Here is an 11,718-nt window from a genome sequence, read left to right as displayed (position 1 = left end):
CGATACCAATGACATACATTCAACCGCTATTCTCAAATTATTTACTATTGATTACCTATCGAGGATCATCGTCTAAAAAAGCTTAAAAAGAAGACTGGATAACAATCCAATCTTCTTCAGTAACCTTCTTAAATATTTTAATAACCTTGTCTTTCTTTTTCTTTCAATACATCGTACTTACCTTGTAAAATTTTATAGACAAACTCATTCACGCTTTTATGAATGTGAGGTACTTGTGAATCGTCATCTAATTCCTTATTCACTTTATCAGCTAAATCATTATACTTTTTAGCTGAAACTGTTTTTGTATCATCATTATTTTTATACTTTGCATACTTAGTCATGTCATATTTTGGTACATCCTTCTTATCAAGATCTTGTCCATGACCTTGCACCATAATATATGAACCAATAACTTGCGGTAAGTCTTGATATCCTTTTAACACTGTATCTTCAAAATGACTATATACATCTTTGTTTAAAGATTTTTCTGCTTTTGCATCTTGTAAATTATCAATTTGGTTAGCTTGAGCAAAATAAGTGATATAGAAGTCATTCAAAGCATGCTTTGAAAATTTTATTGTATCTACATCTTTAGCTTTAGAAATTTTATTTAAATTATCGTATAAGTTTATATACAGTTCTGTGATATTACTAACCCCTGTATAAATTTTCTTATTCTTCTTATTATCTAAAGCATCTTTATCAAAGGAATCTTTATAATCCTTAAAATCTTTTTTGATTTTCTTATTTGCTTTATCTGTCTTAGCAACCGTCTTTTTATAATCCGACAATTCTTCCTCACTGGTATTATCTGTTTTATCTATCTCTTTTGTTAATTTTTCGAGATAAATGTTTGTCTGCTTTCTAAACTCTTTTTCCTTATCCTCTTGGCTTTGACATCCCGCTAAAAGTAAAACGGCAATTATGCTTACAAACATTAATAGTTTTGTTACTTTCATAGCTGTTTCCCCCAAATATTTTATTTTTCAACGGTAAAATATAACCATTGTAAGCAAAGTCATTAGATTTAACGAAAAGATAATATAAAATCCTCAACAATTGTTTATTGAGGACCATTTTCTTTATTAGATAATCATTAAAGTTATAACTCTACATTAACACAATATTCTAACAATTTATATGTAACTTGTTAAAATATTGCCTTGTTAAAATATTGCCTTGTTAAAATATTGCCTTGTTTTATTATTGGTTTGATTAATACTGTCACAATACTGATTGTCAATATAAATAGCAGCTTTTAAGAAACACACCAAACGAGAGTGAACTTATTACTGAGCTCACCCTCTTTTATTTATTGGATACTTATTTATAATGCTTCGCCACTTCCGTAAACATATCGAAAGCCATTTCAAACGCCTCTTCATTCAAGGCAAATCTCGGATGATGATGTGGTCTGTCGTATTCTCCTTCAGCTTGGCCAGCACCGATAAAAGCATATGTACTTGGTACAATGTTTGAAAAATCGCTGAAATCTTCTCCACCCATCATTGGATCTCTTGTGACTACTTTTCCTGGGAAATAGGTTTCAGCCAATTGTTTTACCCAACGTGTTTGTTCTGGGTCGTTGTATACACTGTCATAACCATCAAGGTAATCCAACTCATAGTCAGCACCTGCACTCTCACATGTCGTTTTCAACAAACGCTCCATTTGGTCCATAACTAACTTTCTATTTTCTTCAGTTGTAGTCCGAACCGAACCGCCAAGCTCTACTTTATCTGCAATTACATTTTCTGCTCCAAATGTTCCTGCTTGAAAAATTGTATTCGAAACAACAACAGGATCAAATGGGTATACTTGACGAGATACAATTGTTTGTAATGCATTCACAAATTGTGCACCTAAAACAAGAGAGTCAATTGCTTTTTCAGGCATACTAGAATGTCCGCCTCTACCGTTTATCGTGATGTGATATATGTCAGAGTTAGCACTAGCTGGTCCTTCTTTGATATCAATTAATCCTAGTTCTAATTGCGTCCATAAATGATGGCCATAGATGAAATCAAAATCATCAAAATAACCAGTGGCCACCATTTCTCGTGCACCGCCTGGGATTAATTCTTCAGCATGTTGGAAAATACAATGCACTTCATCAGGAATTGTATCTATATGATCATTAAAATAATGCGCAGCGCCTAATAATACTGCTGTATGACCATCGTGCCCACACGCATGCATGACACCTTCATTTTGTGAAATAAATTCAAACTCATCTCGTTGCTCTGTTACTGGTAAAGCATCTATATCTGCCCGCAAACCGATTTTTTGCCTTGCCCTTCATTGAATACAGCAACCGTGCTCGTTTCTGTTAACTCAACTACATTACAATTTTCCATTTCTCTTAATTTTGAGCGAATAAATTCTGCTGTTTCATATTCTTTGAATGATACTTCAGGATGTTCGTGCAAATGTCTGCGATAAGCGATGATAGTATCTTTATACTGTTCATAATTCATAGTGTCGTCCCCCTTATGATGAAATTTCAATCTTGTTGACATGTGAAATGTTCTCGTTGTCATAATTTACTCATTAAAATTCTAAGGTAAATGAATCGGTCCTCCTGGACCAACTGGAATACCAAGCAAATACCATACAATCAGAAGTAATGTCCAAAAGATTCCGAACGCAACAGAGTACGGCATAAGCGCAGCAATAAGTGTTCCAAGACCGATATCCTTCTGATAACGTTGTGCAAACGATAAAAGTAAAGGAAGATAAGGCATCATAGGCGTGATAGGGTTTGTGATAGAATCCCCCACACGATAAATAACCTGCGTAAACGCTGGATGATATCCTAGCAACATAAGCATTGGTACAAGTATCGGAGCAAGTATTGCCCATTTAGCTGAAGCACTACCCATCAGCATATTAATACCTGCAGAAAGAATAAGCACACCAAGTATTAACACAACCCCATTTGCTCCTTTAAGCGCTTCTGCACCTTTGATAGCCATAATAGTACCAAGGTTACTCCAAGTGAAGTAAGCAAGCATCTGAGCTGCAAAGAACACGATAACAATAAATGGTCCCATCGTACTCATAGCATCTCCCAGCATTTTGGCAAATTGGCGCGTAGTACGCATTGTTTTAGCCACGAAACCATAAATCAACCCGGGTACCAAGAACAATATTGTAATGATAGGTACTATACCGTTCATGAGTGGTGAATCATCAATTAAACTGCCTGTTTTCGCATTTCGCAAGATTCCATTTTCTGGTATAGCTAAAGCTGCAATCACAATTAAAACAACTAACAAACCGATATTTGCAAAAAGCATAGCTCGACGCTCTTGCTTTGTAATACCATCTTCCTCTTCTTCAACTGCATTTTCATAATGTCCAAAACGTGGAATAACTATTTTGACAGTTACAAACCAAGCAACAATCAGTAAAAGCAGTGTAGATGCACATAAGAAATAGTAGTTCATCGCAGCATTAACATGGACAGAGTCACTCACAAGTTTTGTGGCTGGTTCTGTAAATGAAACTACGAGCGCATCCGTCATCCCAATTACTAGACTGGCTGAAAATCCACCAAGTGCAGAAGCATAAGCCATTACAAGACCTGCAATCGGGTGGTATCCTAATTTAATAAAAATCATTGCAGCAATCGGCGGTAAGACAATCGGCGCAGCGTCCCCAGCTGCATTACCTAAAATACCGACTAAAATAATAACAGGTACAATAATTTTCTTAGGTGCTTTTTCAATAGTGTATTTCATAACCGTCTCAAAATAACCTGTCTTTTCAGCAATACCTACCCCAAGCATAACAACAAGCACGAGACCTAATGGCGGAAATTCCGCAAAGTTATTAACCGCTTCAGAAATCATCTTCGCAATTCCACTAGGTGTCAATAAGTTAACTGCTTCAACAATTTTTCCATCTGCCGGATTCTTAGCCTTTATACCTAACGAACCCGTGATACATGATGCAATTAAAATAATGACACAGAGCGAAATAAAAATAACGACTGGATCTGGCAATTTATTACCAGACTTTTCAATAATATCAAGCGACCTGTCAACAAACCCCTTTTTCTTCTTTGATTCAGACATACGCATCCCCCCTAAAATAAAAGATGTGAGTTGAAACCAGTATATCGATAATCCATTGTAATGTGCAAATAATTCTGAAAATTGTGATTATATTGATTGAAGTAGCATTCACAAGGAATAAGAAAAGGTAAGTCTACAAAGTTGACCTATTAAATCACTCAGGATTTTTAATTTAAAAAGATTAAAAAACTCGAACACGGATGGAGTCCGATTTAATCACTTTCTCAGTTTTCATAAATTCATTTCCAGCACTAAAAAAGACAGAAAAAAGGCAGAAACCTCAAATTAGATTTCTGCCTTTACAACTTCTATTTATTTTTCATTTAAGTCTAATGCTTTCGCTGAATCTTCACGAACTTTATTTAATAAAGTTGTATCTTCAATTAATGATTGACCATATGATGGAATCATTTCTTGAATTTTCGGAGTCCAAGCTTCAACATAATCTGGGAAGTTTTGTTCGATAATATCAAGCGCAACTGATACAGATGTTGATGCTCCTGGTGATTCACCTAGCATTGCTACAACTGTATGGTCTTTAGAATGAACAACTTCTGTACCGAATTGGATAAATCCTTTACCAAATTCAGGAGTATCTTTAATAACTTGAACACGTTTACCAGCAATGTGTAATTCCCAATCTTCATCTTTAGCACTAGGAACAAAGCGACGTAATTCTTTCATACGGTCTTCTTTTTTCATCATTAATTGTTGGATTGAATATTTCACTAATGATAAGTTTTTCATACCTGCTGACGTCATTGTTAAAATGTTGTCTTTATTTAATGAACGGAACAAGTCTAAGTTAGAACCGTGTTTCAAGAACTTAGGACCGATTGCTGCAAATGGTCCGAATAACAAGCTTTCTTCGCCACGAACATAACGACGGTCTAAGTGAGGTACTGTCATTGGCGGTGTGCCTGGTGGTTCTTTACCATATGCTTTCGCATCATGTTCTTTTACTACTTCTGGGTTTTTACATACTAAGAAAGCACCGCTGATTGGGAAACCGCCCAAGTTTTTGCTTTCTTCAATTTTTGTTTTTTGAAGTAACGGAATTGCTGCACCGCCAGCACCGATGAAAATGTAATCTGCAACATGTGTAGAAATTGTATTATCATCTAAGTTGCGTACTTCAACTTCCCATTTTTTGTCTCCAAGTTGTTGGAAACCAATAACTTCATGATTGTAATTTAACTCAGCATTATCATGTGATTCCAAGTTTTTCGCAAGTTTACGAGTTAACTCACCAAAGTTAACATCTGTACCTTCATCGATTTTACTTGCTGCAATCGCAATGTTTTCTTTACGATCTTTCATCATTAACGGCATCCATTCCGCTAATTTTTCACGATCTTGTGTGAATTCAATACCTTGAAACATCGGTAAATCTTTTAATGCATCATAACGTTTTTGCAAGAATTGAACATTGCGGATACCTTGCACGAAACTAATATGTGGAAGTGGCGTAATGAACTCACGCGGGTTTGAAATCGCATTAGTTTTTACTAAATGTGCCCAAAATTGTTTTGAGATTTCAAATTCTTCATTAATTTCTTTGGCTTTTTCTACATCAATAGAACCATCTGGTTGTTCTACTGTATAGTTCAATTCACATAATGCGGCGTGCCCAGTACCTGCATTACTTGTATCATATGAACTTTCTAACGCTGGTCCATCTAAGCGTTCAAAAAGTTTAATATTCCAGTTTGGTTGAATTTCTTTTAAAAATGAACCGAATGTTGTGCTTAAAACCCCAGCACCTATTAAAATGACGTCTTTTGATTCTGACTGACTCACTTTAAAATCACCTTCCTTAAATTATAATTGAACTTGTTGAAAACAACTCCACATTTCTTTTCAACCCCATTGTAGAGCATATCCAACTCCTTTAAAAATAAAGCGTTTATCTGAATGCGACATTCAAAAAATAAGAGCGCAACTTTGTACATGTACTATAATAAAACTTAAATAATCACACTGTCAATCACTTAGTCATCAGATGTTTAAAAATAAGCATTTCAAATAAAATTAATATTCTTATGTTAATATATATGTAATACAATTATCGTAAGGAGGCGCTTTTTATGTCAGAACATATCAATCCCGCGAATCGTAGACATCATGACACAAACTCCAGAAATCCAGAATATCCATCTCATCCAACAAGAAGTCGTTACAGGCTTGTTCGACGACCACGTCAAGCTCGACCAGGCGCTAGCCGAAATTTGTCACCTAAAGGAAATATCGCTGTTAATATATTGATATTTCTCGGCTTCATGATAGCCACGCAAATCCCTACTGCTATTGCAGGAGGCATTGCTGGTTATGTATCTTTTTTCAACGGTGACAGTCCAATTGTTTTTACTATTCTTATATTTCTTTACATCGTTGTTTCAGGTCTTATGGCTTGGTTAATTACTTGGTATTATCGTAAACGAGGCTATGAACGGATGAAAGCACCTCATTTTAAAGACATCGGAATCGATGTACTTTTCTTTATCGGCATACGCGTATGGACAACATTATGTATGGTTGCGGCAACTGGTATCTTCAAAGAAGATTCCACAGCAAACGATCAAGCGCTTATGAGACAAATTGACAAGTTGACGGATTTCAGTAATCCGATGATTGTTATTGCTCTTGCAATCTTCTTGATACATATCACGTTTGTTGCACCTTATTTTGAAGAATTAACCTTCCGAGGTATCTTCAAAGAAACGATTTTCAAAAAGTTATCTTTCTGGTGGCCAATGCTGATTTCTTCAGCTATCTTCTCGCTTAACCATATGCCTAATAATATTATTGTCTTTTTCTTATATGGAGGCATGGGAGCCGGCTTTTATTTAGCTTACAACCGCAGACGCAATATCTGGGATAGCTATATCGTGCATATGCTGAACAATGCTTCAGCAAGTATTGCGATTATGTTCTTGTTGATTTTTATGTAAAAGAAAATGGTAGAGTTGAAGTACAGAACTCTTAATTTTTTAGATTTCTGCTGCACTTCACTCTACCATTTATTTTATTCATTTATATTTCTTTTTGTGCTTTCTTCTCAGCAATATCTTGGTTGCTGTTACCTTGTAATTTCAATACACCCATCCATAATGCATCAAATGCTTTATCAGGAAGTGCCCATTTTAAGAAAATAAGCGGTTTAGCTCCCATACCGCCAGCATAACGTGTTTTAGGATGTTTGGCTTCGATAGCACGTTCAGTCAGCTTAGCAATCACTTCCGGCTTAGATGCAGGTGCACCGCCATTTAATATGTTTGCCATTTGATGTGCCATTTTGCTGTAAGCTGTATCCCCTGAAGTTTTAAGCAAACTTTTTGCGCTAATACCTTCCCACTCAGTTTGAATCAAACCAGGTTCAATAATAATCACATCAATACCAAAGGGCTTTAATTCTAATCTCATGCTGTCACTTAAGCCTTCTACTGCAAATTTAGCTGAATGGTACCAAGAGCCAAGCGGTTCATTGATTTTACCGCCCATAGATGAAACATTAACAATTTTACCGGAATGTTGCGCACGCATATATGGCAAGACCAATTGTGTCATACGTCCCATACCAAATAAGTTTACTTCAAATTGACGTTTTGCATCAGCAAGCGGTACGTCTTCAACGGCACCGAATGAGCCATAGCCTGCATTATTAATGAGTACATCAATATGCCCTTCTTCTGCAATGACATCTTCTACTAATTTCACCATAGATTCATCTTTTGTTAAGTCTACATATCTTGTTTGAATTCCTTGCGCCTGCATATCAGCCATACGATCTGTGCGACGTGCTGCAGCGTATACTTTATAACCATGTTTATTCAATCGTTCCGCTGTTGCTTGGCCCATACCTGATGATGCACCTGTTATTAAAACAACTTCATTCATTATTTTTACCTACTTTCTTTAAAAAGACATTAGACTGCTCGCAGTCTTAATCTTCAACTTTTACTACAACTTTACCTTTCACATGCCCTTTTTCTGAGTACTCTAAAGCTTGTTGTGTTTCGTGGAATGGAAATACTTTATCAATTACTGGTTTGATCTTATGTTCTTCTATCAAGTTCCCAATCACACGTAATTGTTCTTCGCTTGGATGCATTAAGAAAAATTCATAATATACATCGTATTTTTTCATTAACTTACGTACATTGCGAGACATGTACCAAACGCCTAAACGTTTAATTGGATTTAAATGCACTTCATCTGCAAATTGATTTGTCGGTGGACCTACTAATGAAGCAATAGTACCTCCACGTTTTAAAATCGTAAAGGCTTCATCTAAATCTTTACCTGGAATCAGATTAAACACACCGTCATAGCCAGATAAAACATTCCAGAAGTTTTGTTTTTTATAATTAATAATTTCATCTGCACCTAATTCTTTAACAAGTGCTTCACCTTTATCACTTACTGTCGTTGCCACGTACAACTCCATCACTTTGGCAAGTTGAATTGCAAACGTACCAACACCGCCTGATCCAGCTTGTACTAATAATTTGTCACCTTTTTTTAAATCCATTACTTCATGCAATGCTTGATAAGCCGTCAATCCTACTAAAGGAATACTGGCTGCTTCCACAAAGTTCAAATTGGTAGGCATAGGTGCAATTTCATGCTGATCAATCGCAAAATATTGTGCGAACGTCCCCATTTTCCCTTTAGACGGACGGCCGTATACTTTATCGCCTTCCTTATAGTCAGTGACGTCTTTACCGACTTTTTCAATAACACCAGCAAAGTCACTGCCTAAAACAAGCGGGAATTTATGTTTAACTAATACTTTCATATCTCCATTTCGCGTTTTGAAATCAATTGGATTCACACTAGCAGCTTTCACACGCACTAATACATCTTCAGGTCCGATTTCTGGAACTGGGATATCTTCCATATGAACCGGATTATTACCATATTTATCAACAGCCATTGCTTTCATCATTTCTGTCATTTTCCTCACTCCGCTTCCCTAGTTTTTCTTCTTAGTTCCTCATTAAAACTTACAACTATTCACGCTTAAAGGAATATATAGATAAATGTATTACTTAATAATCATTCAGATAAATGCTATACACGTCATGTCTAAAAAACATTGTATAATTTTTCGAATACCACTCATGCTTTGCTTCAAACTGAATCCCTTAAAAACATGACTTCGAGAGAGGTACGTGATAGTAGTAATTACCCGCGAGTACCATTTTATAATTATTTTGATTGCTATGATGACTGCCTAGATCTCTGCTATCATTTAATTTCAAATCAAAATAAACTTGTTACAGATAATCTTACATGCTTCTTATGGATTGTATTTTCACTTCACATAGTTACGCCATTACGAAGACTTAGGACAGAAATAAACAGTTAAGCAAAAAGCAGCTGAAACGCTCTCTCCCATAAGCACTTCAGCTGCTTTATTTTTAATAATTATCATAAATCAGTCGTGTATATAGTCGTGTATATATCTTTTTCTATTTTTCAAAGCCTTTTCGATATCCTCTAATTTGTTGACGAAGTCATTTATTTCTTCTATTGAAAATAAACCATTTAAACTTTCTTCAACAACACTCGATAGTTTTCGCTTCACTTCTTCCAAAAATCTCGTGCCTTCCTCTGTTAAATGCATCAATTTAATACGTTTATTTTCACTCTCTACACGTCTTACCAATCCTAATTTTTCCAATTTATTAATACGCTTAGAAGCAGCAGTCTTAAAAATGCCTTGCTTCTCAGCTAATTCATTTACTGTAACTTGATGGCAAGTACGTATAATAATGAGCGCTTCCATTTGTTCGCGCGAAATTGTGTATTCCAAACCCGTTTCTTGCAGCAATTCTGAAATCGTCTTATTTATACTCATCAAAATGAGGTCGAAGCGCGTCAGCGCTTCTTGCATATCATATGTCATGACTATGCCTCCATTCAATTTATCACTAAGCCTAGTATAACAGTTTATCGTGTCATGCTTTAGTTACTTTCAGAAATATTGCTTGCTTTTAATTGAAACTCATTTGGATTAGCGGTTTGCCGCGTTTGTTGAACCAAATCAATGTTAAATATTGCAATAACATTGAAACGACTGCAATACTGCCAAGTGCAATCAATACGAATCCGAAACTGAAGTGTCCTGCATTTGTGAAAATTGCTTCACGGAAACCTTGAATGGCATATGACATTGGTAAGAATGGATGGATAAAGCGGAAGAATGCAGCTGACATCTCAATCGGGAACATACCTTCACTTGAACTCAATTGCAATACAAGAACAAGCATTGCTAAGAAGAGTCCTACACGGTCTAAGAACAACACTAAGAGTGAAGTAAGAGACAATGCTGCAATACTCCAGAAAATACCCACTAATAAGAAGTGACCCATATTTTCAATATCTAAGCCAAGTCCGAAGATAACCCATAAACTCATTAAGATTGCTGCAAAAGTACCTTGTATTACATAAAGAAATACTTTACCAAGTATTTGTCTCCAAGGTCTTGTTTCAGGATTCATTGTTTTTGTAAGTGGATAAATTGCTGCGAATGATACCGCACCTACGAATAAACCTACAGAAGCCATGTAAGGCAATACAGTTTCACCATAATGATCTACTTTTGTAATGTTATTTTGATCAACATCTTCAATATCATTCAATGCTTTTTTATTTGCTTTTTCAAAATGTACATCTGTTTGTTTTTGAACTGCATCATCAATTTTTGATTTCAATTGATTATTATTTTGCTGTAATTCTTGTAAGCCACTTGTTACTTTTTCATTACCTTGCAGTAACTGTTGGCCTTGTGCGCCAGCCATCGGTGCCATTTGTTTCAATCCATCAGTTACTTGGTTATTACCATCAATTAATTGTCCTTCTGCATCAGACATTTGTCCTAATGCATTTGAAGTATCAGTATAACCTTGTTTAGATTGTTTATTTGCTTTGAATAATTCACCTAAATATTCTTCACGCACATTGTTTTGCATTGTTTTTGTTACAGTATCAATTGCTTTTTGTGCTGCTTGGCTTCCTGTAAAACTAGAACCAGGGTTGACTTGTGTTTCTAAATGAATTTTTTTAGGGTGTTCATCTAATAATGTAGTTGCATTTTTTGACGTATTCTCAGGAATAATGATAGTTCCTAATGATTTACCATTTTTCAATTGTTTTCTTGCTGTTTCTTTAGAGACTTCTTGGAATGTGAATTTTTTATTATCTTTTAATTTATCAACCAAGTCATCTCCGATTGTTAATTTTTTGTCTTGGAACGTTGCTGATTTATCTTGGTTTACAATCGAGATTTTCAAATTATCCGTTTTATCATATGGATCCCAAATTGATCCGACAAATAACGCTACATAAATAAGCGGCAATAATCCGATTGCAATTAATGCCACAATCAGCATTTTATTGTTTTTCATTAATTTAAACTCATTAAACATTTTCTACTCTCTCCTTACTTTCCTAAAAGTACACCCCTTGTACAATCGGACATTATGATACGCGTTTGCGTGTAATCGTAACTTCTTTATACGTCGTGTGATGCTTTATTAAAGTCGTTTTTTTTAATAGTACACCCTGTGTACGATTTATAATAATAAACCGTTAAAAAGCATTCGTCAACAGAAAAATTTCATTTTTTTAG

Annotated in this window: 10 protein-coding genes; 1 reads left to right on the top strand and 9 read right to left on the bottom strand. The window is 35.4% G+C overall.

Features of this window, described 5'->3' with window-relative positions; translation table 11 throughout:
- Positions 1 to 137: 137 nt before the first annotated feature.
- The 5 genes from DYE31_RS01060 to mqo all read right to left on the bottom strand — a co-directional run bounded on the left by DYE31_RS01060 (position 138) and on the right by mqo (position 5,882).
- A complete protein-coding gene (locus DYE31_RS01060) occupies positions 138 to 962 on the bottom strand; it encodes a hypothetical protein (protein ID WP_015901500.1) in 825 nt (274 codons plus the stop codon).
- A gap of 364 nt (positions 963 to 1,326) precedes the next feature.
- Entirely contained in the window at positions 1,327 to 2,280 is a 954-nt protein-coding gene (locus DYE31_RS01055; RefSeq protein ID WP_015901501.1) for a M20 metallopeptidase family protein, read from the bottom strand.
- Positions 2,265 to 2,480 carry a hypothetical protein gene (locus DYE31_RS01050; protein ID WP_015901502.1) on the bottom strand — a complete coding sequence of 72 codons (216 nt, stop codon included), beginning with the start codon at positions 2,478 to 2,480 and terminating at the stop codon, positions 2,265 to 2,267. Before DYE31_RS01050 ends, DYE31_RS01055 begins: the two co-directional genes overlap by 16 nt.
- A gap of 81 nt (positions 2,481 to 2,561) precedes the next feature.
- Positions 2,562 to 4,082, bottom strand: coding sequence for an AbgT family transporter (locus DYE31_RS01045; protein WP_015901503.1), 1,521 nt, complete (start codon positions 4,080 to 4,082; stop codon positions 2,562 to 2,564).
- Between the two features lie 312 nt (positions 4,083 to 4,394).
- Positions 4,395 to 5,882 carry a malate dehydrogenase (quinone) gene (gene mqo, locus DYE31_RS01040; RefSeq protein ID WP_015901504.1) on the bottom strand — a complete coding sequence of 496 codons (1,488 nt, stop codon included), beginning with the start codon at positions 5,880 to 5,882 and terminating at the stop codon, positions 4,395 to 4,397.
- Between the two features lie 287 nt (positions 5,883 to 6,169).
- Here mqo and DYE31_RS01035 point away from each other — a divergent pair, with 287 nt between their 5' ends.
- Entirely contained in the window at positions 6,170 to 7,033 is an 864-nt protein-coding gene (locus tag DYE31_RS01035; RefSeq protein WP_015901505.1) for a CPBP family intramembrane glutamic endopeptidase, read from the top strand.
- Positions 7,034 to 7,115: 82 nt separating this feature from the next.
- Here the strand turns inward: DYE31_RS01035 and DYE31_RS01030 are convergent, their stop codons facing one another.
- The 4 genes from DYE31_RS01030 to DYE31_RS01015 form a co-directional block, all read right to left on the bottom strand.
- A complete protein-coding gene (locus DYE31_RS01030) occupies positions 7,116 to 7,979 on the bottom strand; it encodes an oxidoreductase (RefSeq protein WP_015901506.1) in 864 nt (287 codons plus the stop codon).
- Positions 7,980 to 8,025: 46 nt separating this feature from the next.
- Entirely contained in the window at positions 8,026 to 9,027 is a 1,002-nt protein-coding gene (locus DYE31_RS01025; RefSeq protein ID WP_174221502.1) for an NADP-dependent oxidoreductase, read from the bottom strand.
- 495 nt (positions 9,028 to 9,522) lie between these two features.
- On the bottom strand, positions 9,523 to 9,993 hold the full coding sequence (locus tag DYE31_RS01020) for a MarR family winged helix-turn-helix transcriptional regulator (protein ID WP_015901508.1): 471 nt from the start codon (positions 9,991 to 9,993) through the stop codon (positions 9,523 to 9,525).
- Positions 9,994 to 10,081: 88 nt separating this feature from the next.
- Complete coding sequence (locus DYE31_RS01015) at positions 10,082 to 11,515, bottom strand: YhgE/Pip family protein (protein ID WP_015901509.1); 1,434 nt, start codon at positions 11,513 to 11,515, stop codon at positions 10,082 to 10,084.
- Positions 11,516 to 11,718 lie beyond the last annotated feature (203 nt).

The sequence above is a fragment of the Staphylococcus carnosus genome (assembly GCF_900458435.1).
GTDB lineage: Bacteria > Bacillota > Bacilli > Staphylococcales > Staphylococcaceae > Staphylococcus > Staphylococcus carnosus.
This window is presented reverse-complemented; position numbering and strand designations above follow the sequence as displayed.

Excerpts from the sequence above, each read along its gene's own strand:
- DYE31_RS01045 (WP_015901503.1), bottom strand. The coding sequence starts at position 4,082 with ATGTCTGAATCAAAGAAGAAAAAGGGGTTTGTTGACAGGTCGCTTGAT.
- DYE31_RS01020 (WP_015901508.1), bottom strand. The coding sequence starts at position 9,993 with ATGACATATGATATGCAAGAAGCGCTGACGCGCTTCGACCTCATTTTG.
- DYE31_RS01035 (WP_015901505.1), top strand. The coding sequence starts at position 6,170 with ATGTCAGAACATATCAATCCCGCGAATCGTAGACATCATGACACAAAC.
- DYE31_RS01050 (WP_015901502.1), bottom strand. The coding sequence starts at position 2,480 with ATGAATTATGAACAGTATAAAGATACTATCATCGCTTATCGCAGACAT.
- DYE31_RS01060 (WP_015901500.1), bottom strand. The coding sequence starts at position 962 with ATGAAAGTAACAAAACTATTAATGTTTGTAAGCATAATTGCCGTTTTA.
- DYE31_RS01025 (WP_174221502.1), bottom strand. The coding sequence starts at position 9,027 with ATGAAAGCAATGGCTGTTGATAAATATGGTAATAATCCGGTTCATATG.
- DYE31_RS01015 (WP_015901509.1), bottom strand. The coding sequence starts at position 11,515 with ATGTTTAATGAGTTTAAATTAATGAAAAACAATAAAATGCTGATTGTG.
- DYE31_RS01030 (WP_015901506.1), bottom strand. The coding sequence starts at position 7,979 with ATGAATGAAGTTGTTTTAATAACAGGTGCATCATCAGGTATGGGCCAA.